Genomic DNA, 26869 nt, shown 5'->3' with positions numbered 1-26869 from the left:
ATTGATTTTGAAGGTTTTATTTGACAATTTTTATAAATATTTAAATCAAGTGTACTTATATAACAATGGTGACTTTAATGTTAATTATTTGTATAATTTAAATTGAAGAATTTAATATTTTTTGCTTTACTTCTTCAAGATATGATCGGCCAATTACGTATCTAAGGCCTTCAATTTCAACACTATTACCTTCAACAGCATCAATTTTGTTTATGGCTATCGTGTATGATCTATGAATTCGTATAAATTCTCTAGAAGGTAATTGGTTTGTAAAGTCTGATAAGGTGCTATGAATAATATATTTACCTGTGGTGGTATTTATTTTTAGATAATCTTTGAGTGATTCAATAATTAAAATTTCATCTAAATATATTTTTTTCATTTTCTTTTTATCAATTTTCACAAAAAGAAATGGACGGTCAATCACAGGCTCTTGTATTGCTTTACTACTATCAAGTCTTCTGGTGACTTTGTTCAGAGCTTTCATGAACCTTGGGAATTCAATGGGTTTAATTAGGTAATCAATAACATCTAATTCATAAGTTTCTAAAGCAAATTCGTCATAAGCAGTGGTGACTATTAATAAAGGTGGTTTTTCTAAACTTTTAATGAAATTTATACCATCTAAAACAGGCATATTTATGTCTAAAAAAATAACGTCGACGGAGTTGCTTTTCAAAAAGTTTAATCCTTCAATTGCATTGCTAAATGTATTAATTACCTCAAAATCTTCAATTTGTTCTAGGTACTTTTTTATTACATTTATAGCTAATGGCTCATCATCTATAATTAAACAATTTATTTTCATCGACATTCAATTTCAGCTTTATTAAAACCTTATTATAAAATACTACTATTTTTTAGTTTTTACTCTTTGATTTGCTCAAAACTCCCTTTTTGTACTCTAATTTTAAGTTTTACAACAAATCTATTTTTTTTGTTTACCTTGATTTTTAATTTGTAATCGTTCTTATGGTAGCCTAGCTCAAGTCTTTTCTTTACATTTTCTAGGCCTATACCACTAGCTTGTTTCATTAATGGTTGTTGCTGTGCTGTAACTAAAGGCATAGGGTTTGAGATCGAAAAGTAAAGAAAATCTTTTTTAATTGTTAAATTAATGACAATTTTAACTTTTCCAATATTTTTTTGAACCCCATGTTTAAATGCGTTTTCTATAAAGGTTAATAGTAAAATAGGAGATATTTCTTTGTCTTGAATGTCTCCAGAAATTGACATGTCTACATCTAAATCATCATTGTGCCTTATCCTCTCTAAGTCTAAATAATTTTGGATGCATAGTACTTCGTTTTCTAATGATTGCCTTTTACCTTTTGTTTCATATAATAGGTATCGCATTAGTTCAGATAACATTAATATGATCTTAGGTGTTTTATTTGATTTTTCAACCGAAAGCGAATAAATATTATTTAATGTGTTAAAAAAGAAATGTGGAGATATTTGGGTTTTTAAAAATAAGAGCTCTGTTTCCAATTGTGTTTTCTCTAAATCGGCAACTCTTTTGTGTTCCTTTAAAAAATCTAAGGTTATTTTAATTGCGGTTACAAATGTTACCACATACAACTCACCAATCATCATATCAATCGTATAATTTAATGTAAGCTCATTTGTTGGTATTGGACCTTCTGGCCATACATTACTACTCACTAAAAAATAGGTGAGATTGAATTTCATAATCACCATTGCAAAAATTGAAAGTAATATGATGATTATGTAAGAGACGTATTTTTTTTTGAAAACAAATTTTGGCATTAAAATATACACATTCAAGTAGCTAAGTATCATATGTATAGGGAAGCCGAGTAAATTTGTTTTTAATGAGTATAAGTAGTTATCGAAATAACTCCCCCATCTAAAAAAATTAAAAAGAAAATATACTAACCAGAATATTACATGGTGTAATGGAGAAACTTGATAAACTTTATTGGAATTAAACTTCATATTATTTAAGAATTCTATAAGTAATTATTTTTTTTGATGTTTAGCTACGTTAATATGTTGTCTGTCTAAATTTATTTTAAAATTTGTTAAAATTATGAATTTTTATATGGTAAATATGATAAATCATTTCATGAAAAAATATATTCTTCCTCTTTTTATTGCAATATTAGCTTCTAGCTGTAGTGAAAATAAAAAGGCTACAGTGCTTGAGAAAGAGCAACCTTTAATTGCTAAAGTAGACCCTTTTATAGGTACAGGTGGTCATGGACATACATATCCAGGTGCAACCGTTCCCTTTGGTATGTTACAGGTTAGTCCGGTTAATGGTATAAGTAAGTGGGATTGGTGCTCTGGTTATCATTATTCAGATTCTATTGCCATAGGTTTTAGTCACTTAAGTTTAAGTGGTACTGGTATTGGTGATTTAGCTGATGTGATGATTATGCCAGTTAATAAAGAGGTGTCACTTTCTACACAAATTACGAGTAGAGATTCACTTTCATATGCATCTAAATATAGTCATGAGAATGAAACTGCAACTCCGGGGTTTTATCAGGTTTTTCTTGAAGATCATAATGTAAATGTAGAATTAACTACATCATTGCGTACAGCTCATCATAAATATACTTTTAAAGAAGGTGATAAGCAATCTGTAGTTTTAAATCTTGGTTTCGGAATTAATTGGGATAAAGCAACAAGTACTGGTATTGAATTAGAAGACGAGTATACCTTATCAGGTTACCGTTATAGTACGGGCTGGGCTAAAAACCAAAAAGTATTTTTTGTAGCAAAATTTTCAAAGCCTGTAGTTGAAAAATCTTTTATAGCTGATGATGAAGCAACTGAAAAAAGTAAAGCTGAAGGTATTAAAACTGCTGCTCAGTTATTTTTTGATGAAAAAAATGATGCTACATTGTTGGTAAAAGTGGCATTGTCTTCGGTAAGTATTGAAAATGCAAAGCAAAATTTAGATGCTGATGTTAATTTTGATGCTGTAAAAACAGCTGCAGAAGATAAATGGAATGAAGCATTATCTAAAATTACTGTTGAAACAGAAAATGATTCTTTAAAGACTATTTTCTATACATCTTTATATCATACGCAATTAGCGCCTGTAACATACAGTGATAAAAATGGTCAGTTTAGAAAAGAGAATGATAGTATTGTTACTGCAACAGATTATACAGCTTACTCTACATTATCATTGTGGGATACGTTTAGAGCAGAGCAACCATTACTTACATTATTAGCTCCTGATAGAGTTTCTGATATTGTGAATACAATGTTAGAGTACTATAAAACAAAAGAAATACTTCCTGTTTGGACGCTTTATGCAAATGAAACAAATACAATGACGGGTTACCATTCAATACCTGTGATAGTTGAAGCGTATTTAAAAGGTGTAGAAGGAATTGATGGAGAGAAAGCTTATGAGGCTATGAAAAAAACAATGATGCAAGATGAAAGAGGCTTGGATCATTATAAAAAATACGGTTACATTCCTTATAACTTATTAGATGAATCTGTGACCATAACATTAGAATATGCTTATGATGATTGGTGTGTTGCTCAAATTGCGAAGGCTTTAGGTAAAGATGAAGATTATAAGTATTTCTTGAAGCGTTCAAAAGCATACCAACCTTTGTTTGATGCTGATTCTGGTTTTATGCGTGGTAAGGCTGATGATGGTTTAACTTGGCACGAGCCTTTTGATCCGAAATATTCAAACCACAGAGAACATACGGATTATACAGAAGGTAACGCTTGGCAACACAGCTGGTTTGTACCGCATAATGTCGAAGATTTTATTTCACTTCATGGTGGAAACGAAGTATTTACAAAAAGATTAGAACAATTGTTTACTGAAAGCTCAGAAATCAATGGTTCAAATGTGTCAGCTGATATTTCTGGTTTAATAGGTCAGTATGCGCATGGTAACGAACCTAGTCACCATATCGCATATTTATTTAATCATGCAGGTAAACCATGGCGTACACAATTTTGGGTTCGTCATATATTAGATACGCAATACAATACAACTCCAAATGGCTTGAGTGGTAATGAAGATTGTGGTCAAATGAGTGCATGGTATGTGTTAAGTTCAATTGGTTTATATGCAATGAACCCGTCATCGACTACTTATGAAATTGGAAGTCCAATTTTTGAAAAATCTACAATAAACATATCAGAAGGTAAAAGCTTTGTAATAGAGGCGGAAAATGTTTCTGATAAAAATATTTACATCCAATCGGCAACACTAAACGGTGTTGAATTCAGCCAGACCAACATTTCTCATGAAACAATTTTACAAGGGGGAACATTACATTTTGTAATGGGTGATGCGCCAAATAAAGAGTGGGGAATATAATTTAAAGCTAAGACATACATGCATATTGTAGATGTAATAATTATAGTACTATATATTGTACTAACACTGGGTGTTGGAATTTGGATTTCAAAACGCGCCTCAAAAGGATTAGATTCTTATTTCTTAGGAGGAAAAAGTATCAAATGGTATTACTTAGGTTTAAGTAATGGCTCGGGTATGTTTGATGTTTCTGGAACTGCTTGGATGGTAGGTGTTTTGTTTCTTTATGGAGCAAAGAGTTTTATGTTTATGTGGATTTGGCCTGTATGGAACCAAGTCTTCATAATGATTTTTTTAGCAGCTTGGATTCGAAGGTCTAATATAATGACAGGGTCAGAGTGGATTTTAACTAGGTTTGGAGATGATAGACCAGGTAGGGCTTCACATTTAATAGTTGCTATTTTTGCTGTAATAGCTTCTATAGGGTTTATTGCTTACTTTTTTGAAGGCGTAGGTAAATTTATGACCATTATTCTACCATGGGATTTCTCCTTAATTTCTGGCGATAATATTCTTCTTACTTCTGATCAAAGTTATGCTTTAATATTAATTTTTTTAACGACAATATATACTATAAAAGGTGGTATGTTTTCAGTTGTTGCTACTGAGGTTTTACAATACGCAATTATGGTAGTTGCTGGTGTTTTGGTTGCAATATATGCTTTTGTTGAAGTTACCGATGTGCAATTATATAGCATTATTTCAGAAGACTGGGGAGCTATATTTTTTGATACAAATTTAAAGGGTACTTGGACGGGTAAATATGAAGCTTTCAATACTTTGGTAGACACACAAGGGTATAAAATGTTTGGAGCTTTTATAGGTATGTCATTATTCAAAGGCTTTTTCGCAAGTATAGCAGGTCCAACACCAGGTTTTGATATGCAGCGAATACTATCTACAAAATCTGTTAAAGAAGCGGCATATATGAGTGGCTTTACAAACTTAATCTTATTTATTCCACGTTATTTACTTATTGGAGGTGTGGTTGTTTTGGCCTTAGTTTTTATTGCACCAGATATGGCAAGCTCTGCTAGTTTAAGTTTGGCAGATTTAGAAGTTATTTTGCCTAAAGTAATTAATAACCATGTTCCAATTGGTATTAAAGGTTTGTTGTTAGCAGGTTTGTTAGCAGCATTTATGTCCACTTTTTCAGCATTTGTAAATTCTAGTCCCGCATATATTGTAAATGATATTTATAAAAAATACTTTAAGCCAACAGCTTCAGATAGGCATTATATTAGAGTGAGTCATTTAGCATCAATAGTTGTAGTGACTTTAGGTGTTGTTATGGGCTTTTTTGCTGATTCTATCAACTCAATTACATTATGGATTACTAGTGCACTTTATGGTGGATATGTTGCAGCTAACTTTTTAAAATGGGTTTGGTGGCGTTTTAACGGTTGGGGTTATTTCTGGGGAATGACTTCTGGCTTAATTATTGCGACACTGCAATTTATTGTAGATAAAAACAAAGCAAATTTTGAAGTAGATACGGTAATGTATCATATAGCTCAAATACCTACGATATACATGTTCTTAGTAATATTTGCAGTTTCGTTGTTAGGTTCAATATTAGGAACGATATTAACACCTGCAACTGATATGAAAACTCTTAAAAAGTTTTATGCCAACGTTAGGCCATGGGGGTTATGGAACCCAGTGTATAAAGAATTAAATGAAGAAGATAATAGCTTTACTAAAAACTCAGATTTTTGGTCTGATATGATGAATTGTGTTATAGGTATTGTGTGGCAATCAAGTATGATTTTATTGCCAATATATTTTATGATAAGAGATTATTCAATGACATTGATTGCCTTTGTGATATTTGCTATAACAACAGCTATATTAAAATTCACTTGGTTAGATAAAGTAAGAAAATACGAAAATTAAGAAAATAATATGAGTTCTATTCCTTGGCAAGATAAGCCTGAAAATTGTACTGATGTAATGTGGCGTTATAACGCTAATCCTATTATTAATAGAGATGCGATTCCATCATCAAATAGTGTGTTCAATAGTGCAGTAGTGCCTTTTGAAGATGGTTTTGCTGGTGTTTTTCGTTGTGATAACAAAGCCGTGCAAATGAATATTTTTGCTGGTTTCAGTAAAGATGGTATTAATTGGGACATCAATCACGAGCCAATTGAAATGATGGCGGGTAATACAGAGATGATTGAATCTGATTATAAATACGATCCTCGTGTTGTGTTTATTGAAGATAGATATTGGATTACATGGTGTAACGGATATCACGGGCCAACAATTGGTATTGGATATACATACGATTTTAAAGAATTTTTCCAATGTGAAAATGCTTTTTTACCTTTTAATAGAAACGGAGTTTTATTTCCTAAAAAAATAGATGGTAAATATGCAATGTTGAGTAGACCTAGTGATAACGGTCACACACCTTTTGGTGATATTTATATAAGCTATAGTCCTGATATGAAATATTGGGGTGAACACCGTTGTGTGCTTAAAGCAACAGATTTTATTGATAGTGCTTGGCAATGTACAAAAGTAGGTGCAGGACCAATTCCTATTCTTACTGATGATGGTTGGTTAATGCTATACCATGGTGTAATAAATACGTGTAACGGATTTAGATATGCAATGGGTGCTGCATTATTAGATGAGAATCAACCTGATAAAGTAAAATATAGAACACAACCTTATTTATTAGGTCCGGCAGAATTATATGAGCAAGTTGGTGATGTGCCAAATGTTGTTTTCCCTTGTGCAGCATTGCATGATGAAAAGGAGGATAAACTAGCGGTTTATTATGGTGCAGCAGATACTGTGGTAGCATTAGCTTTTGGTAAGCTTAGTGAAGTAGTAGAATTTACAAAAAACAATAGTTTATAATTCAAAATATATGCGTTTTAAAACAACATTTTTTAGTTTTTTAATTTGTATTATGGTTACAATTAGTAGTTGTGCTCAAAATTCAGATAATGTTGAACCTAAAACGCATATAGCTTATAAAACACCTACTGCAATTACTATTGATGGTGATGAATCTGATCCATCATGGAGTAAAGTAGCCTGGTCTGATCTTTTTATTGATATTGAAGGTGTTAAGAAACCCAAATACAAAACTCAAGTTAAAATGTTGTGGGATGATAACTACTATTATATTTTAGCTAAGATGGAAGAGCCTCATGTTTGGGGCGATTTAACAAAAAGAGATACAATTATATTTCATAATAACGACTTTGAGGTTTTTATAGAACCAGATGGAGATACTCATAATTATTATGAGCTTGAAATAAATACATTAAATACTGCTTGGGATTTATTTGTAACTAAACCATATAGAGATGTTAATGTTGTAGTTAATGACTGGAATATTACGGGTTTAAAATCTGCAGTAAAAGTTAACGGAACCATTAATAACCCTAATGATACAGACAAAGGTTGGGTGTTAGAAATTGCAATTCCATGGTCTGTTTATAAAACAGGGTATTACCATAAAAATGTACCAGTAGATAATTTCTGGAGAGTTAATTTTTCTCGTGTAAATTGGGATTACCAAATTACAGATGGAAAATATGAAAGAAAAAAACAAGCTAACGGTAAAATGACTCATGAATACAATTGGGTTTGGTCTCCAATGGGCGTTGTAAATATGCATGAACCAGAAAAATGGGGTTATGTATATTTTTCATCTAAAACACCTGGTCAAAAAGCTCAGTTTACAATTCCTCAAGATGAGAAGATAAAATGGGAATTGTACAAAATGTACCGTATTCAGAATAAAAACTTTAAAACAAATAATACTTATTTCACTTCAATTGATAGTTTAAAAAAAGCTGAAATATCAATTGATGGTAAAATTATTGAACCAATTCTTGAAAGTCATAGTCAAGGTTGGAATATTATAGTTGAAAGCCCATTTACAGGCAATCAACTTATCCTTAGAGAAGATGGAAAATTTATCACTAAAAAGTAAGAATATGAAAGTAGTAAAAATGTTGTTTTTTGTTGTGTTAAATACTTTGGTTTCATGTAATACCAAAGAAACTTCAAAAGAGAATGTTACAGCAAAAGTGGAGGCAGAAACTGAAAAAGCAGAAAGCTTTAAATATTGGAGTTGGATGACTGTTGGAAACAAAAAGTCTGATTCGGCCTATACGGCACACTTCAAAAAATTAAAAAATAATGGATTTGATGCTGTTTTATTAAACACGGGTGCTGATCCTAAATTATTAAAAAGATTAACACCAATTGCAACTAAAGAAGGATTAGAAGTACATGCTTGGATGTTTACAACAAACAGACCAGGGGATTCAATTGCACAACAACATCCAGAATGGTACCAAGTAAGTAGAAGTGGAAAATCTTGTTTTGTAAAAGAAGAAAGACCTTATGTTGGTTATTACCAATGGCTTTCACCAAGTCATCCTGATGCTAGAAAGCATATTTTAAGCTTAGTTGAAGGTTTAGCAGAAGTTGAAGGTGTTGCTAGTGTACATTTAGATTATATCCGTTACCCAGACGTGTATTTACCAATTGGTTTATTGCCGAAATATAACCTGAAGCAAGAAGTTGAATTAGCTGATTACGATTTTGATTATTCTGATGCTAGTGTTGAAAAATTTATGAAGCTTCATCACAAAGATCCACGTGAAATGGAAAATCCTGCGATTGATATTGAGTGGAAAAATTTTCGTTTAAATGAAATTAGATCACTTGTAAATGAAGCATATGAAGTTGTTCATGATCACGATAAAAAATTAAGTGCAGCAGTATTTCCTTACCCTGAAATGGCAGATCATATGGTTCGTCAACGTTGGGATAAATGGAAAATTGATATGGTTTTACCTATGATATATTATAACTTTTATAATGAAGAGTTAGATTGGATAGGGTATGCAACAAAACAAGGTGTTCAAGATTTAGAAGGTAGACCAACAGAATTACACACAGGTTTATATACACCTAAATTGAGTAATCCAGATTTAAAAGAAGCAATTCAATTAGCAAAAGATAATGGCGCTAAAGGTGTAGCTTTCTTTGATGATTATTCAATGACAGATGAACAATTTGAAATAATTAAAGCATCTAAAAAAGAATAATAACTAAAACCACTAGATATGTCAAATAGAAGAAAATTTATTAAAAAGGCCGCTTTAGGTACCGTTGGTGCGAGTACAGCTTTTAGCTATGCAACAGCAAAAAGTAAATCCGTTACTACCAAAAAAGCACAAAAAAAGCCTTTAGTAATTTCTACTTGGAGACATGGTTTAGCAGCAAACGATGAAGCTTGGACGCAATTAAAAAAAGGAACACCAGCTTTAGATGCAATAGTTGCAGGTGTTGGTATTCCTGAAGGAGACCCAGAAGTACGTAGTGTTGGTTATGGAGGCTTACCTGATAGAGAAGGTAAAGTTACTTTAGATGCTTGTATTATGGATCAAAATAGTGATTGTGGATCTGTCTCATTCTTACAAGGTATTAAACACCCAATTGCAGTTGCTAAAAAGGTTTTAGAAAATACACCACATGTTATGCTTACTGGTGAAGGAGCATTACAGTTTGCTTTATCAGAAGGTTTTACCGAAGAAGATTTACTTACGGAAAAATCAGAAAAGGCATGGAAAAAGTGGATAGAAAAATCAAAATATAAACCAGTAATAAACATAGAGAATCATGATACGATAAGTATGTTGGTTTTAGATGAAGATGGCAATTTATCCGGGGGGTGTACTACAAGTGGAGCAGCGTGGAAGATGCATGGTAGAGTAGGAGACTCCCCGATTATTGGAGCTGGTCTTTTTTTAGACAATGAAGTTGGTGCTGCGGCGGCAACAGGTTTAGGGGAAGCAGTAATAAGAACAGCGGGTAGTGCAATGGTCGTAGAATTAATGCGACAAGGCAAATCACCTTTTGAGGCTTGTAAAGAAATTGTAGAACGTATTTACAATAAACACAAAAATCATAAGGATATGGAATACCTACAGGTTGGTTTTATTGCAATTAATAAAAATGGCGAACATGCTGGTTATAGTATTAGACCAGGGTTTAATTATGCTGTTTGTGATGATGAAGAAGGGAACAGAATGGAACCTGCAACATCTAAAATTCCTAAAAAAAATAAGTAAATGTATAGAAGACTTTTTTTGTTTTTATTTATTGTTTGTGAGAGTATTTCATACGTAGTTGCGCAAGATGTAGCTACGTATGTAAATCCTTTTATAGGTACATCTAATTTTGGAGCGACTTTTCCAGGGCCAATTGCACCAAGAGGTATGGCGAGTATTTCGCCATTTAATGTTGCCGGAAAACAAAATGTATTAGAGAAAGATAGTCGTTGGCTTTCAAACCCGTATGTAAATGAAAATACATTTTTAACAGGGTTTAGTCAAGTAAATTTAAGTGGTGTTGGTTGTCCTGATTTGGGTGTAATATTACTTATGCCAACTACAGGTGAAGTTAAAACCAATCATTTAGAATATGGTACAACCTATTCTAATGAAATTGCAAAAGCTGGATATTACAGTACTACTTTAGATAAGTATAACGTAAAAACAGAATTTACAGCCTCAAAAAGAGTAGGTGTCAGTAAATTCACATTTCCTAAAGGTAAATCAAACGTACTTATAAATCTTGGTTTGGGTTTAACAAATGAAGAAGGAGCCATGGTTCAAGTGGTTTCGCCTACTGAAATTGAAGGTATGCGTAGCGTTGGTTCCTTTTGCTATAATAGTCCTGAAGATGCTTATCCTGTGTATTTTGTGGCTAAATTTTCTAAACCAGCTACAAATTTCGGAGCCTGGAAAAAGCCAAGAGCTTATAAAGGAGAAGAAGCACAATGGATGACCTACAATGGTAAAACCCGTATGATGGAAAACAATACCAAAATGGTAGTTGGAGATAGCATTGGGACTTATTTCTCATACAATTTTGATAAAGAAGAAACTGTTGAAGTGAAAATTGGAGTTTCGTATGTGAGTATTGACAACGCAAGAGAAAACTTAGAGAAAGAAACTTCAAACAAATCTTTTGATGCTATTTATAAAGATACTTTTGAAGAATGGAACACGCTACTTTCAAAAATAAAAGTAAAAGGTGGTACGCATGATGATAAAGTAAATTTTTATACGGCATTATATCACACATTAATTCACCCAAATACTTTAAACGATTTTAATGGTGATTACCCTGAAATCAAAACGGGGAAAATAGGTAATACCTCTGGTACACGGTTTACAGTATTCTCGTTATGGGATACCTATAGAAATTTACACCAATTAATGTCATTAGTGTACCCTAAACAACAATCTGACATGGTTAAAAGCATGTTAGAAATGTATGATGAAAACGGTTGGTTGCCAAAATGGGAATTAAATTCTACTGAAACTTTTACAATGGTTGGTGACCCTGCAGGTATAGTTATTACAGATACCTATTTAAAAGGAATACAAGATTTTGATGTGCAAAAAGCATATACTGCAATGATAAAAAGCGCTAATCAAATTGAAAACAACCCATTACGACCAGGTTTAAAAAATTATTTAGAAAAAGGATATTTAGTTGCAGGGCAAAGAGGTCCTGTTTCTACAACACAAGAGTACAATGCTTCAGATTTTGCTATTGCAACGTTAGCGAAGAAATTAGGTAAAACAAGTGATTATAAAAAGTATAAAAAGAGATCATTATCATACCACAAATTATACGATAAAAATTACAAGCTATTAAGGCCGAGAAATCAAGATGGATCGTATTACGAACCTTTTGACCCTTTAGCAGGAGCAAATTTTACTGAAAATGTTGGTTTTATTGAGGGTAATGCATGGCAATATGCATTTATGGCACCTCATGATATTAATGGCATGATAAAATTGTACGGTGGTAGTAAAAGCTTTACCAATCAACTACAAAAACTTTTCGATACAGACCAATTTGATATGGCTAATGAGCCAGATATTGCTTATCCTTTTTTGTTTAACTATGTAAAAGGTGAGGAGTGGAGAACTCAAAAATTAGTTAGAGAACTAGCAAGTGAGTATTTTCAAAATAAACCAGCTGGTTTACCGGGTAATGATGATACTGGTACAATGTCTGCTTGGTTAGTTTATGCCATGTCGGGTATTTATCCTGTATCAATTGGTGATAATGTATATCAAATTGCAAGTCCGGTTTTTGATGAAGTAGAAATCACTTTAGACCCTAAATACTATTTAGGAAAGACGTTAAAAATCATGACGAAAAATAATTCCAAAGAAAATAAATACATACAAGCAATTAAACTTAATGGTAAAACTTTAAACGGTTATTCTATTACTCATGAAACACTTGTAAACGGAGCAATTTTAGAATTAGAAATGGGCAATACGCCTAAAAAATAAAGAAAAGATTTAAATCTATTTTTTGATGAGAACACAAATAAAACAAATTAGCATACTTGCATTTTTTGCTTTAGCATTTGTAGCATGTAAAGAAGAAAAAAAAGTTATTGAAGAAGAAGTAAAAGCAAAAAAGCCAAACATTGTTTTTATAATGAGTGATGATCATGCCTACCAAGCAATTAGTGCTTATGGTCATGGTTTAAACAATACACCCAATATCGATAGAATTGCAAAAGAAGGCGCAATTTTCAATAGAGGTTTTGTAAATAATTCAATATGCGCACCTAGTAGAGCGGCAATGCTTACAGGTAAACATAGTTTTAAAAATGGAAAAGTAGATAATGTTCATGCATTTAATTGGGACCAAGATAACTTCGCAAAAGCATTACAAAAAAATGGTTACGAAACTGCTTTAGTAGGTAAAATACATTTAGATGGTTTACCACAAGGTTTTAATTATTCTAATGTACTTCCTGGCCAAGGGCAATATTATTCACCAGATTTTATTGAGAATGGTGTTGCTAAAACTTATCCTGGTTATATCACTCACGTTACAACCGATATTGCTTTAAACTGGTTAGATACTAAGCGAGATAAAGAAAAGCCTTTTATGTTAATGTACCATCAAAAAGCACCACATAGAACATGGATGCCAGAAGAAAAATATTTGACTTTAATGGATAGTGTAACTTTTGATCCGCCTGCAAATTTCTTTGATGATTATGAAGATAGACCTGCGGCAGCGGCTCAAGAGATGAGTATTTATAAAGATATGGACTTGGTTTACGATCTTAAAATGCTTGATAAAGAAGAGGAACTGAAAACTAAATATAGAGGTATGTTCCAAAGAAAGTATGATAGAATGACGGATGAGCAAAAAGCCGCTTGGGACGCTTATTACGATCCTATTATAGCTGATTTTAAATCTAAAAATTTAAAAGGTAAAGATTTAGCAGTATGGAAATATAACAGATATATGCACGATTACCTAAGAACTATCCAATCTGTAGATGATGGTGTGGGTCAAGTTTTAGATTATTTAAAAGAAAATGGTTTAGAAGAAAATACAATAGTTGTGTATACATCAGATCAAGGGTTTTATTTAGGAGAACACGGTTGGTTTGATAAGCGTTTTATGTATGAAGAATCATTTAGAACGCCAATTTTAATGAAATATCCTAAAGAAATTAAGCCTGGTACTGTAATTGATGAACTAGTTCAAAATATTGATTTTGCACCAACATTTTTAGATTATGCAGGAGCAGAAATAGATGAATCAATTCAAGGCGAATCGTTAAGAAAATTAGTAAACGGTGAAGCTAGTGAATGGAGAGATGCAATTTATTATACGTTCTACGAATACCCAGCAGAGCACAAAGTAAAGCGTCATTACGGTGTTAGAACAGATAAGTTTAAGTTGATTCATTTTTATTATGATATTGATAAGTGGGAATTATATGATTTAGAAAAAGACCCAACCGAAATGCATAATGTATATGAAGATCCTGATTATGCTTCAATTAAGAAAGATATGCATGAGCAACTTGAAAAAATGAGAACAAAGTATGGTGATAGTGATGCTTTAAATGAAGAGAATTTAGAGAAGTATTTATCAAAAAAGGGAATTAAAAAACACTAGAAATAGTACAAAACCAAACAGTAAGATAAACAGATATGAAATTTAAATTAGCAGGTGTTTTTTTAGGTGTATTTTTAATGTCTTTTAAAATATACAGTCAAAGTATATCTGTAGATCAATATAATGTTTCTTGGAGTGAGAAAAGTAAAATTGCTTCTGATGCCATGCCCTTGGGTAATGGAACTACAGGTGCTTTAGTTTCTGTTTTGGAAAATGGTAATATTTGGATTTCTGTTCGACATATCGATGCTTGGTCTGAAGCGCACAGATTATTAAAATTAGGTGATGTAGAGGTTGAAGTTTCTCCCAATCCTTTTGACAGCACATTTAAACAAGATCTTATTTTAAGTGATGGTGTTATTTATTTAACAGGCGATAATGGTTTTAAATCTAAAATTTGGATAGATAAGAACAATAGTGTTATCCATGTTGAAAATATTTCTGATTCAAAATTTAAGTTGAATGTAAAGCTTCATGATTGGAGAGATGAAGCAGAATTAATCACAGAAACAAATTTTAAAGGTGTACCTGACGGTATTTCTGAATCGCCAGATGTTATCGTAAAAGATAACGAAAAAGCAATTACATGGTATCATAGAAATGAAACTACTAAAGCTTTCGATTGGACAATTAAAGCTTTAGAAATTCCTAAGCCTGAAAATTTAGATAACGTTTTAGAAAACCGAACTTTTGGTGCGATGATTGTTGGTGACAAAATGTCGAATACTTCAGATTCAACAATGATATCTAAAGCTAAAAAATACAATCATCTTAAAATATACACCCTTAATAAACGAATTGATTCTGCTGATAAATGGTTAGCTGACATAAAAGCTAATGCTTCTAAAAAAGAAAATTTAAAGGCTGATTGGCAAGCACATACAACTTGGTGGGATGCATTTTGGAAAAGCAGTTATATTCATTTAACTGGGTTTAAAGAAGCAAAACAAACTAGTGCTGGTTATGCATATACCATGTATTTAAATGCTATGGCAGGTGAAGGTGAATTTCCTATTATATGGAACGGATCTATGTTTGCTCCAGATTTAAATGAAGTTTTACAACGAAACCATACAGGTATAAAATATTTTAAAAATAAAGATCACCGCTCATGGGGTAATTTGATGTTGCATCAAAATGTACGTTTACCGTTTTATTCTATGAACGCTGCTGGGCAATTTAAGTATACAAATCCATTTATTAACACCTACATGAGAGGTTTTAATTTAATGAAAGAACATTCAAACACGGTTTTTGGCCATGAAGGTACTGTAATAAGAGAATCTACAACGCTATGGGGTGTTGTTGCTCCAGGTGTTTATGGTGTAGATAGAAAAGGTTTAGAGCCAGGACAACAACAATCTAAATGGCATAGAACACACTGGAATGCAGGTTTAGAAGTTGCGTGGTATTTATCGGAGCATTATGATTATTTGCAAAATGAAACTTTTGCTAAAGAAGAATTTATTCCTTTTGCTTCAGAAATTGTAAAGTTTTTCGATTTACATTGGCCTCATAAAGATGGAAAATTATATTTCCCTGATGTTCACGTGTTAGAGTCGTTTCGAGATGCAGACAATCCAATGCCGTTTATTGCAGGCTTACGTTCAGTATTGGGTAGCTTACTTAAATTACCAGAACACTTGACTACTCAACCTGATAGAACATATTGGAAAGAATTGTTAGCTCGTGTGCCTGAAGTGCCAACAAGAGATAGAAACGGAACTAAAATTTTAGCAAATGCTGAAGTTATAAAATCTAAAAAAGCAAATGTTGAAGTTGCTGAATTGTATGCTGTTTTTCCATATCACTTGTATGGTGTTGGCTTACCAGATTTAAAAATGGCACAAGACACCTATAAAAACAGAACAACTTTAGTAAACGATGTTGGAGGAGAAAACCCAAAATGGGCACCAGGTTACATTCGTGGTGGCTGGCATCCTGAAGCTATAATGGCAGCAATGGTTGGTTTAACAGATTCTGTTCAAAAAGAAGTTGTTTGGGCATTATACCGTCCAGTACCAGAGCAACGTTACCCAGGTTTTTTTATGTCTACACATGACGGTACTCCTGATGTGCAACACTCTTCAGTTGCTGCTACTGCACTACAACGTATGATTTTACAAAATGTAGATGATAAAATAATCTTATTACCAGCATTTCCTAAAACTTGGGGAGGCGAGTTTAAGTTGTATGCTAAAAAGAATACAATAATTGAAGGTAAAATTGAAAAAGGAAAAATTAAAGAATTGAAAATAATTCCTCCAGACCGTAAAAAAGATGTTTTTATAGGTCAGAAATTAGAAGCTCCTAAACCCGAGGTTTGGGAAGGGGAATAAAATATTATTTAGCAATATCAATTAAACAAACAGGAACAAATTTATAAAAATGAACAATACCAAAAATCTAATCAAAATAGTTGCATTAATACTTTTTGTAAGTGTTAGTAGCTGTAAGGAAGAAGAGAAAACAGAAGTTGTAAAAGAAGAGAGTAAAAAACCAAACATACTTTTCTTATTTACAGATGATCAAAGAGGTGGAACAATTGGTGCAATGGATAAGTACGATGTCCAAACACCGAATATGGATAAATTAGTTAATAAAGGGACTTCATTTACAAATTCATACATTTTAGGAGCAACAACTGCTGCTGTTTGTTCACCAAGTAGAGCTATGTTAATGACAGGGCGTCATTACTTTAATATAGAGCCAAATGTATATGCTCAATTTGCTTTTAATAAAGAGGATAAAGGTAAAAGTGACAAATTGACTTTTCCTGAATATTTCAAATCTAACGGTTATGAAACTTTTGCTACAGGAAAACAACACAACGGTGAAATTTGGTTAGAGCGTGGTTTTGATAAAATTAAGTCTGCTTTTTTAGGAGGTATGACGAGACATTTTGGTACAAAAGTTAAAGATTATACACCTGAGACAGGATGGTCTGCCGGATATCAAGATGACGAAAAATTTAGTAGTGAAGTATTTGCTGACGCTGCTGTAGGTTTTTTAAATTCTTATAAAGAAGATAAAGAAAAGCCTTTTTTAATGTATGTTGCTTTTACAGCACCACATGATCCTCGTACAGCACCACAGGAATTTCATGATATGTATCCTTCAGAAAATATAGCGTTACCTGAAAATTATAAGCCTCAACATCCTTTTGAAATTGCTGATGATCATATTAGAGATGAAGTTTTAGCTCCTTTTCCAAGAACAGAAGCTATTGTTCAAAAAGAAATTTCAGATTATTATGCAATGATTACTGCTACCGATACTCAAATAGGTAGAGTTTTAAAAGCATTGGAAGCTTCAGGTGAAGCAGATAACACAATTATAGTTTTAGCAGGTGATAACGGTTTAGCTTTAGGGCAACACGGTTTATTAGGTAAGCAAAATGTTTATGAACATAGTGTTAGTGTACCATTAGTATTTGTTGGGCCAAATATTCCTAAAAACAAAAAAACCGATGCATTAGCTTACTTACATGACGTTTTTCCAACATTATGTGGTTTAACAGGTTTAGATATTCCTGAGTCTATACAAACAGAAGATTTAACTCCAGTAATTGAAGGTGATGCTAAAGAAGTTAGAACTAGTATGTTTTATGCTTATAACTCTTGGCCAGGAGATACTTATAGACAAAATATCAATAATTATGGTGGGCATAGAGCTGTTCGTAAAGGAGATTTTAAATTAATAGTAAGTTCAAAAAAAGACACATACACGTATCAATTATTCAATCTTAAAAACGACCCTTGGGAGTTGGTTAATCTAATTGATGATGAGAATTACAATAATGTAAAAGAAGATTTAACATTAGAGTTAGATAAATTAATTAAAGAAGTCGGTGATCCTGCAGATTTAACTAAGAAAGAGTTCGGACTTTTCGACCATCCTGAAGATTATAATTTTAAAACAAAAAAATAATGAATATCCCTTTGAACGATATGAAATTGATTCCAAAATTTAGTTTTTTAACTCTTTGTGCCTTTTTTATGGTCACACTTAGTATTCCGCTAAACGCTCAAGATAAAGAACTGTCATGGAATGAACTAGCCGATCAATATGAATGTCCAGAATGGTTTAGAGACGCTAAGTTTGGTATTTGGTTTCATTGGGGGCCACAAGCACAGCCAGAGCAGGGTGGTGGTTGGTATGCTCGCCATATGTATATGCAAGATGTTGGCCGTCAAAAATTTGGAAAAATGGCTTACCCATATCATCTACAGACTTACGGACATCCTTCAGAATTTGGATTTAAAGATGTTATTAACGAATGGAAAGCTGAAAAATTTGATGCACAAGCATTAATTAATTTTTCAAAAGAAAATGGAGCTAAATATATTGTTGCTTTAGCAAACCATCATGATCATTTCGATTTATTTAACTCTACATATCACGAATGGAATTCTGTAAATGTAGGTCCTAAAAAAGATATTATTGGGGAATTTGAAACAGCAACACGCAATGCAGGTTTAAAATTTGGAGTTACAAGTCATGATGATCGTTTTTTAAACTGGTGGAAACCAGCTTTTGGTTCTGATAAAGAAGGAATTTATAAAGGTATACCTTATGATGCTCGTTTAACAAAAGCAGATGGTAAGGGACTTTGGTGGGAAGGTTTAGATCCTGAAAAATTATATGGTCCAGCTCCTGAAGATCGCACACCAGAAATTATAGAAGATATTAAGAAAAACTGGTTAAAACGCCACATTGAATTAGTAACTAATTACAAGCCAGACTTGTTGTATAATGATGGTTTTAATTTTACCTACGGGGATTATGGTAAGGAAGTTACACGTACTCTTTACAATAATAGCTTAAAAGAAAATGGTAAAATAGATGCTGTAATGCTTTTAAAAAGAAAAGCAGCAGGTACGGTTAATGAAGTAGAATCTGGAGGTAGTAATACGTTGAGAGAATACCCTTGGCAATCAGAAATTACGTTTACCGATTGGTTTTACAAAAAAGACCGTCATCTAACGCATAATGCACGTACCATTTTAGAAATGCTGATTGAAGCAGTTAGTAAAAACGGAAACTTGTTGTTGAGTATGGAGTTAAATCCTGATGGAACAATTCCTCATGAAATTAAAAAGAGTGTGAAAATTGTTGGTGATTGGCTTAAAATTAATGGGGAAGCAATTTATGGCACAAGACCTTGGAAGGTTTACGGTGATGGTAAAAGTGTAAGAGGAGAAGAAGTTGAGACTGTTGAGGGTGAGTTGCGCAACGCAACAGCAAACCAAAAACATGGCGAACATTTTAACCAACGTACGACTGCAACACCGGCTTTTTCACCTGATGAAGTTCGTTACACAACTAATGGAGACGATTTTTATATTATCGTTATGAATCCTAAAGGTGGAGAATTTTTAGTTCCTTCATTAGGAAAATTAAGTGAAGTAAACCCAGGTAAACTTAAAAAGTTAACTCAGTTATACGACGGAAGAAAGATTTTATTTAAACAAACTGATAAAGGCTTAAGTATTGATATGCCTGCAGTAAATGGAGATAGTTACCCTGTTGTTTTGAAAGCAAATTTTAAGTAATAGAAATAATGAAAAAAATAGTTTTTCCACTGATAATAATTTTAGTAGCATCCTTTCAGGCTTACGCTCAGAAAGATGTTGACGTTTATTATGTAGAGTTAATTGAAGGTCAAAGTATTGAGGCCAATCCTGTTAAAAAAATAGAAGGTAAATCAGATGAAAAAGGAATATCTGTGCGTATTTATCCTGATATAACTTTTCAAACTATAGAAGGTATTGGTGGTGCTTTCAATGAAATTGGAGGAGAAGCATTAATGTCATTAAGCGAAACACAGCAAAATGATATCATGAAAAACTTGTTTGATTCAAGTCTTGCAAATTTTACGGTTTGTAGAACGGCTATTGGTGCAAGTGATTTTGGAATTGATGCGTATAGTTATAGTGAAGTTCCAAATGATTATAAAATGAAAAAGTTTTCTATCGAAAGAGAAAAGACAAGTGTTATTCCTTTTATACAAATGGCATACAAATACAAACCTGAAATGGAGTTATTTGCTTCACCGTGGAGTCCGCCTGGATGGATGAAAGAATCAGGACTAATGGATAGAGGAGAAGAGTTTCCTGAAAAAAATGTATTGAAAAACGATCCTAAAATTTACAAAACTTATGCTTTATATTTTTCTAAATATGTAGAAGCGTATGCAAAAGAGGGGATTTCAGTTAATAAAATTGTAATTCAGAATGAGCAAGATGTGAGTACAAAATACCCGTCTAACCATATGCCTCCAGAAGAAATGGGTGAGTTTGTAATCAATTATTTACGCCCGCAATTCGCTAAAGCAAAAATACCAACAGAAATTTGGGCAGGTACATTCCGTACGGCTAAAAGATTAGATGGTTTAGAGTTTGTTAGTAATACGGATTATAGAGAAGCAGTTGATGGTATTGGCGTGCAATACATGAATTCTAGACAAATAGAAAATATGCAAGCTGTTTATCCTGATATTAATTTTTTACATACTGAGGGTAATTGCTACGGTGGTAAAAATAGTGTAGATCAAGCTTTTTCTAGATTTAACGAAGTGGCTTCATTTATAAACCACGGTGTTCCTAATTTCTGTTACTGGAATATGATTTTGAATGAAGATTCATCCAGTGGTTGGGGCTGGAAACAAAACAGTTTAATCAAAATAAATCGTAAAGAAAAAACTGTTACATACAATCCTGATTATGCTACAATGGCGTTGTTTGGAAGGTTTATGCGCCCAGGAATGAAAAGAATAGCATCAGCTTCATGGTATAGCGAAACTATCACATTAGCAGATGATAAAAATATATATCTGTTTGTTAAAAATAGTTCAGATAAAGCAAAAACATTTGACATTTGGTTAAAAGATGATCAAACAAAAGTGGTTGATGTTCCAGCACATACAATTTCAGTTATAGTAACCAATTATAAATAACCAATTATTATCTCGAAAATAAACCCTACAAAATGAGAATCTTTAAAATAAAAGAAACAACATTGCTAGTTTTAATATTAGTATCGCTTAAAATGGTAGCACAAGAAAAGTTACCATATTTAAATCCATCTTTATCTTTTGATGAAAGAGTTGATGATCTTGTTGGTCGGATGACTTTAGAAGAAAAAGTTGGTCAAATGATGAATGATGCTCCTGCTATCGAACGTTTAAATGTTCCTGCTCATGAGTATTGGAATGAAGCTTTGCATGGTGTTGCGCGTGCTGGTAAAGCAACCGTTTTTCCTCAAGCAATTGGTTTAGGTGCTACGTTTGATGAAGAATTAATTTTAGCATCGGCTACCGTAATTTCAGATGAAGCCAGAGCAAAACATCACGAAGCGTTACGTAACAATTCTTTTAAGAGATACGAAGGTTTAACATACTGGACACCAAACGTGAATATATTCCGTGATCCGCGTTGGGGTCGTGGTCAAGAAACTTACGGTGAAGATCCGTATTTGACTTCTCGTATGGGAATTAGTTTTGTTAAAGGATTACAAGGTGATGATGATAAATACTTAAAATTGGTAGCAACGCCTAAGCACTTTGCAGTACACAGTGGTCCAGAACCAGAACGTCATTTCTTTGATGCCATAACAACCGAACGTGATTTATACGACACTTATTTACCTGCTTTTGAAGCCACGGTTAAAGAAGGGAAAGCATATTCTATTATGGGAGCATATAACAGATATATGGGTAAACCATGTTGTGCAAGTCACCAATTATTAGATGAAATTTTACGTCAAGATTGGGGATTTGAAGGTTTTGTAGTTTCAGATTGTAATGCCATTAGAGATATTCACGATTATCACAATTATGTAGATTCTAAAGAAGAAGCTGCCGCAGTTTCACTTCTTGCAGGGACAGATTTAAATTGTGGTACACGTTATGAATATTTAGTAAACGCAGTTGAAATTGGTTTAATTAAAGAGGCTGATGTAGATGTATCATTAAAACGAATCTTTAAAGCACGTTTTAAATTAGGAATGTTTGATCCTGCTGAAATGGTGCCTTATGCAAGTATTCCTATGGATGTTGTGAGTTCTGAAAAACACAGAGCTTTAGCTTTAGAAACGGCTCAAAAATCTATTGTTTTATTAAAGAATGAAAACAAAACCTTACCAATTAAAAAAGATGTAAAATCTATTGCTGTTGTAGGGCCTAATGCAAACGAATTAGAAGTGTTATTAGGGAATTATAACGGATTTCCATCACGATATTTTACACCTTTAGATGGTATAAAAAATAAAGTTTCTAAAGATACAAAAGTGTATTTTGAAGCAGGTACAGAAATGATTACCCAAGATTCAAAAATGTCTTTAATTCCTGCTGAATATTTAAGCTTTAACAATCAAACTGGATTACAAGCTAAGTATTATAATAATCACGAGTTTTCAGGAACACCAGTTGCAACACGAATAGAAGAGGTTGTGAATTCTAACTGGAATTTAATTCCTGTTGAAGGTTTAGACGAAGTAAATTTTGGTGTAGAATACACAGGAAAAATAAAAGTAGATGTATCCGGAGATTACGATTTAGGTTTACAAAGTCATCATAGGGTGTTCACTTTAGCCATTGATGGAAAAGTAATAGCAGATAATTCAGAGCGTCCAAAACGTAAAGTTGTCAAAGGATCGATACACTTAGAAAAAGGGAAATCGTATAATGTTAAAATTCAATATATACACCATGGTTATCCTGCCAAGTTGAAATTTATGTGGGCTTCTAAAGATAAAACTTCATATGAAAGAGCCATTGAATTAGCTAAGAAATCTGAAGTTGTAGTCTTTGTTGGAGGTATTTCTGCAAGTGTAGAAGGTGAGCATATGCCAGTAAATTCAAAAGGTTTTGATGGTGGTGATAAAGTTAATATTGATTTACCTGCCGTTCAAACTAAGTTGTTGAAAGCATTGCACGAAACAGGAACACCAGTTGTTTTAGTATTACTTAATGGTAGTGCTTTAGCTGTAAATTGGGAAGATGAAAACCTGCCTGCTATTGTAGAAGCTTGGTACCCTGGTGAACTTGGTGGTACTGCAATTGCAGATGTTCTTTTTGGTGATTACAATCCTTCAGGACGTTTACCAGTAACTTTTTATAAATCACATAAAGATTTATCTCCTTTTGTAAACTACAGTATGAAGGGGAGAACATACCGCTATTTTGAGGGTGAAGCTTTATACCCATTTGGTTATGGATTAAGCTATACAAATTTTAAATATGATAAATTAAAACTGTCAAAAGACGAGATTAAAGCAAGTGAGGCAATAAAAGTATCAGTTAATGTCAAAAATGTAGGAGACTTTAAGGGTGAAGAAGTCGTACAATTGTACATCAAAGATTTAGAGAGTTCAGTAAAGAGACCTTTGAAAAGTTTAAGAGGTATAAAACGAATTTCTTTAAAACCGAGAAAATCAACAACAGTAACATTTGAAATTACACCTGAAGATTTATCATTTTTTGATTTAGAACAACACAAATATGTTGTAGAACCAGGAACTTTTGAAATAGGTATAGGGCCAGCATCAGATAATTTCAAAACTGTTAAACTAAACGTCACAAATTAAACCAAATAAAAATGAAACATGTACTTCAACTAGGTGCAATAATTTTACTAGCTTTTACAACTGTAACAAGCTGTAAAGAAAAACCAAAAGAGGAGGCAATAACCGTAACAAAACCAGAAAAGCCAAATATTTTATTCATCATGTCCGATGATCATACGGCTCAAGCATGGGGAATTTACGGTGGTATTTTAGAAGATTATGTACATAATCCTAATTTAAAAAGGTTGGCTTCTGAAGGTACTGTTTTAGAAAATTGTTTGGTTTCAAATTCTATTTGTACGCCAAGTAGAGCAACAATATTAACAGGTCAATACAGCCATATAAACGGTGTTCGTGTTTTAGATGCGGGTTTGTCACCGGAATATAATAACATCGCTAAAGAACTTCAAAAAGGAGGCTACCAAACTTCAATTGTTGGTAAATGGCACTTAAAGCAAGAACCTGCAGGTTTTGATTATTATGCGGTACTTCCTGGTCAAGGAGAATATCACAATCCAATAATTAAAACGGAAGATAATTGGCAAGATTATTATGAAGGTGGTAAACAATACGAAGGCTACAGTACAGATATTATTGCAGACAAAACTATAAATTGGATTGAGAATCGTGATAAAAGCAAACCTTTTATGGCAATGTGCCATTTTAAAGCAACTCACGAACCTTATGATTACCCTGAGCGCTATGCAGATTTGTATAAAGATGAAGAAATTCCTGCGCCAGAATCTTTTTATGATAGTAGTGCATCAACAACTGGTCGTTCATTCTTAGGACAATCTATGGATAACCTTCAGCAACGTTATTTAGATGCTACAGCGAACCCAGAGTTACGTAAAGATTTTATGAATTATCCAGGTTTACCATTTTCAGTTGATGGTTTAACTCACGATGAAGCACGATATAAAACGTATCAAAAAATGATTAAAGATTTTATGCGTTCTGGTGCTGCCGTTGATGATAATATTGGAAAGCTTTTAGATTATTTAGATAAATCTGGTTTAGCAGAAAATACGGTTGTAATTTATACTGCAGATCAAGGTTACTTTTTAGGAGAACATGGTTGGTTTGATAAGCGTTTGATTTTTGAAGAATCTATTCATATGCCATTCGTAATTCGTTACCCAAAAGAAGTTAGAGCAAGTGCAAGAAATAAAGATCTTATTGAAAATGTAGATTTTTCAGCATTATTTGCTGATTATGCAGGTATAGATTACCCTGAAGATATGCAGGGAAAAAGTTTCCGTGAAAACTTAAAAGGGAATACACCTAGTGACTGGAGAAATTATGGATATTACAGATACTGGGATCACTCAAAAGATAGACCAGGGCATTTTGGTATTCGTGGTAAACGTTACAAGCTTGCTTTTTTCTATGGTAATGGGTTTGCTGGTGTAGCAAAAAATCAATTTTGGGATTTCTATGATTTAGAAGAAGATCCAAAAGAACTACACAACGCTTACAACGATCCTAAATACAAAGAAATTATAGCAGCATTAAAGGTTGAAATTTTAAATAAAAAAGAAGCTGTTGGTGATACTGATGCGGATACACCTGAAGTTCTTGAAATTATAAAAGCACACTGGAACGATTAATTTTCAGCTAAAATATTATTCAATAAAATAATTATGCTTAAAAAATTTAATATACTTCTTGTCTCTTTTTTTGTAACTAATGTATTTACAAGCTGTGTAGCACAAAAGCAAGATAAGCCAAACATCATCATAATTATGGCTGATGATATGGGTTATGGAGATTTATCGTGTTACGGTAGTACTTTAATTAGTACGCCTAATTTAGACAAAATGGCATCTGAAGGAATTAAATTTACAGATTTTCATTCTAACGGACCAGTTTGTAGCCCAACACGTGCCGCAATATTAACTGGTAAGTATCAACAACGTGTTGGTATTGATGGTGTAGTTACCGCAAAACACCATAGAGATAAAGGTTTGGAAACTTCAGAGAAAACATTTGCAGAAGCAATTAAGGAGGCTGGTTATGTTACGGGAATGTTTGGAAAATGGCACGTAGGTTATAAAACAGAATTCAATCCAATCAATCAAGGCTTTGATGAGTATATTGGCTACGTTTCGGGTAATGTAGATTATCACTCTCATATTGATCAAGAAGGTTATGAAGATTGGTGGAATGGCGATGAAATTAAGAATGAAAAAGGCTATTCAACAGATTTGATTACGGAACATTCAGTTGATTTTATAAAGCGCCATAAAGATGAGCCATTTTTATTATACATACCTCATGAGGCTCCTCATGGTCCGTTTCAAGGCCGTTTGTCAAAAGCAGAACGAGAGATAGGTTGGAAAAATGGTGCTAAGCAAAAAGATAAAATGTCCGAAGAGGAGCTCAACAATATCTATAAAGAAATGGTTGAGGTTATGGATGAAGGTGTTGGAGTAGTTATGAAAACTTTAAAAGAATTAAAGTTAGATAAAAACACTTTGGTATTCTTTTGTTCAGATAACGGAGCTTCTCGAAAAGTTGGGAGTAACGGAGGTCTAAGAGGTTTTAAATCTACTTTGTTTGAAGGTGGTCACCGTGTTTCTGCAATGGCTTGGTATCCTGAAACTATTTTACCAAATCAGGTAAATAATGAAACTATTTTAACAATGGATTTATTTCCTACGATTATGGATTTTGTAGGTGCTGAAAAAACCAAAAATTTAGATGGTGTTAGTCTAAAGAATAATCTAGTTAAAGGTTATCATTTATCTCAAAGAGATTTGTATTGGGGCTACGCAGGTAGAACAGCTTTAAGAGAAGGTGATTGGAAATTAATTTTAAGAAATAAAGAAACTGAGCCTTTACTTTTTAATTTGAAAGATGATATCCAAGAAAAAAATAATCTAGCAAGTGAGCACCCAGATATGGTAAAAACTATGGTTGCAAAAATTGAAGCTTGGAATAAAGACGTTAAAAAAAGTGTAGCTAATTAAAAGTATA

At 32.8% G+C, this 26869-nt stretch carries 17 protein-coding genes; 15 read left to right on the top strand and 2 right to left on the bottom strand.

Annotation, left to right across the window (positions count from 1 at the left end; genetic code table 11):
• Positions 1-97: 97 nt before the first annotated feature.
• Together KO500_RS16305 and KO500_RS16300 are read right to left on the bottom strand one after the other, a co-directional pair.
• Positions 98-808, bottom strand: a complete 711-nt coding sequence (locus KO500_RS16305; RefSeq protein WP_215957625.1) for a LytR/AlgR family response regulator transcription factor — start codon at positions 806-808, stop codon at positions 98-100.
• Between the two features lie 59 nt (positions 809-867).
• Entirely contained in the window at positions 868-1692 is an 825-nt protein-coding gene (locus tag KO500_RS16300) for a sensor histidine kinase (protein ID WP_354668448.1), read from the bottom strand.
• 397 nt (positions 1693-2089) lie between these two features.
• Between KO500_RS16300 and KO500_RS16295 the strand changes: the two genes are divergently transcribed.
• The 15 genes from KO500_RS16295 to KO500_RS16225 are packed head-to-tail and all read left to right on the top strand — an operon-like array spanning position 2090 to position 26862.
• A complete protein-coding gene (locus tag KO500_RS16295; RefSeq protein ID WP_215957623.1) occupies positions 2090-4327 on the top strand; it encodes a GH92 family glycosyl hydrolase in 2238 nt (745 codons plus the stop codon).
• A gap of 18 nt (positions 4328-4345) precedes the next feature.
• Positions 4346-6223, top strand: coding sequence for a sodium:solute symporter family protein (locus tag KO500_RS16290; RefSeq protein WP_215957622.1), 1878 nt, complete (start codon positions 4346-4348; stop codon positions 6221-6223).
• 9 nt (positions 6224-6232) lie between these two features.
• A complete protein-coding gene (locus KO500_RS16285; protein ID WP_215957621.1) occupies positions 6233-7198 on the top strand; it encodes a glycoside hydrolase family 130 protein in 966 nt (321 codons plus the stop codon).
• Between the two features lie 52 nt (positions 7199-7250).
• Positions 7251-8285 (top strand): carbohydrate-binding family 9-like protein, encoded by a 1035-nt coding sequence (locus KO500_RS16280; RefSeq protein ID WP_252732595.1) that lies wholly within the window; start codon positions 7251-7253, stop codon positions 8283-8285.
• A 4-nt stretch (positions 8286-8289) separates the two neighbouring features.
• On the top strand, positions 8290-9411 hold the full coding sequence (locus tag KO500_RS16275; RefSeq protein ID WP_215957619.1) for a family 10 glycosylhydrolase: 1122 nt from the start codon (positions 8290-8292) through the stop codon (positions 9409-9411).
• Between the two features lie 18 nt (positions 9412-9429).
• Positions 9430-10437 carry an isoaspartyl peptidase/L-asparaginase family protein gene (locus KO500_RS16270; protein ID WP_215957618.1) on the top strand — a complete coding sequence of 336 codons (1008 nt, stop codon included), beginning with the start codon at positions 9430-9432 and terminating at the stop codon, positions 10435-10437.
• Positions 10438-12684 carry a GH92 family glycosyl hydrolase gene (locus tag KO500_RS16265; protein ID WP_215957617.1) on the top strand — a complete coding sequence of 749 codons (2247 nt, stop codon included), beginning with the start codon at positions 10438-10440 and terminating at the stop codon, positions 12682-12684.
• Positions 12685-12709: 25 nt separating this feature from the next.
• Positions 12710-14323 carry a sulfatase family protein gene (locus KO500_RS16260; RefSeq protein ID WP_215957616.1) on the top strand — a complete coding sequence of 538 codons (1614 nt, stop codon included), beginning with the start codon at positions 12710-12712 and terminating at the stop codon, positions 14321-14323.
• 35 nt (positions 14324-14358) lie between these two features.
• Positions 14359-16662 carry a DUF5703 domain-containing protein gene (locus KO500_RS16255; protein ID WP_215957615.1) on the top strand — a complete coding sequence of 768 codons (2304 nt, stop codon included), beginning with the start codon at positions 14359-14361 and terminating at the stop codon, positions 16660-16662.
• Between the two features lie 49 nt (positions 16663-16711).
• Positions 16712-18253: a sulfatase-like hydrolase/transferase gene (locus tag KO500_RS16250; RefSeq protein ID WP_215957614.1), complete on the top strand. Its 1542-nt coding sequence runs from the start codon at positions 16712-16714 to the stop codon at positions 18251-18253.
• A complete protein-coding gene (locus KO500_RS16245; protein ID WP_215957613.1) occupies positions 18253-19878 on the top strand; it encodes an alpha-L-fucosidase in 1626 nt (541 codons plus the stop codon). Before KO500_RS16250 ends, KO500_RS16245 begins: the two co-directional genes overlap by 1 nt.
• Positions 19879-19886: 8 nt before the next feature.
• A complete protein-coding gene (locus tag KO500_RS16240) occupies positions 19887-21281 on the top strand; it encodes a glycoside hydrolase family 30 protein (protein ID WP_215957612.1) in 1395 nt (464 codons plus the stop codon).
• Positions 21282-21313: 32 nt separating this feature from the next.
• Complete coding sequence (locus KO500_RS16235; RefSeq protein WP_215957611.1) at positions 21314-23911, top strand: glycoside hydrolase family 3 C-terminal domain-containing protein; 2598 nt, start codon at positions 21314-21316, stop codon at positions 23909-23911.
• Positions 23912-23922: 11 nt separating this feature from the next.
• Positions 23923-25500, top strand: a complete 1578-nt coding sequence (locus KO500_RS16230; RefSeq protein ID WP_215957610.1) for a sulfatase family protein — start codon at positions 23923-23925, stop codon at positions 25498-25500.
• A 33-nt stretch (positions 25501-25533) separates the two neighbouring features.
• Positions 25534-26862: a sulfatase-like hydrolase/transferase gene (locus tag KO500_RS16225; RefSeq protein WP_215957609.1), complete on the top strand. Its 1329-nt coding sequence runs from the start codon at positions 25534-25536 to the stop codon at positions 26860-26862.
• Positions 26863-26869 lie beyond the last annotated feature (7 nt).

Source organism: Cellulophaga baltica, assembly GCF_018861125.1.
Lineage (GTDB): Bacteria > Bacteroidota > Bacteroidia > Flavobacteriales > Flavobacteriaceae > Cellulophaga > Cellulophaga baltica_A.
This window is presented reverse-complemented; position numbering and strand designations above follow the sequence as displayed.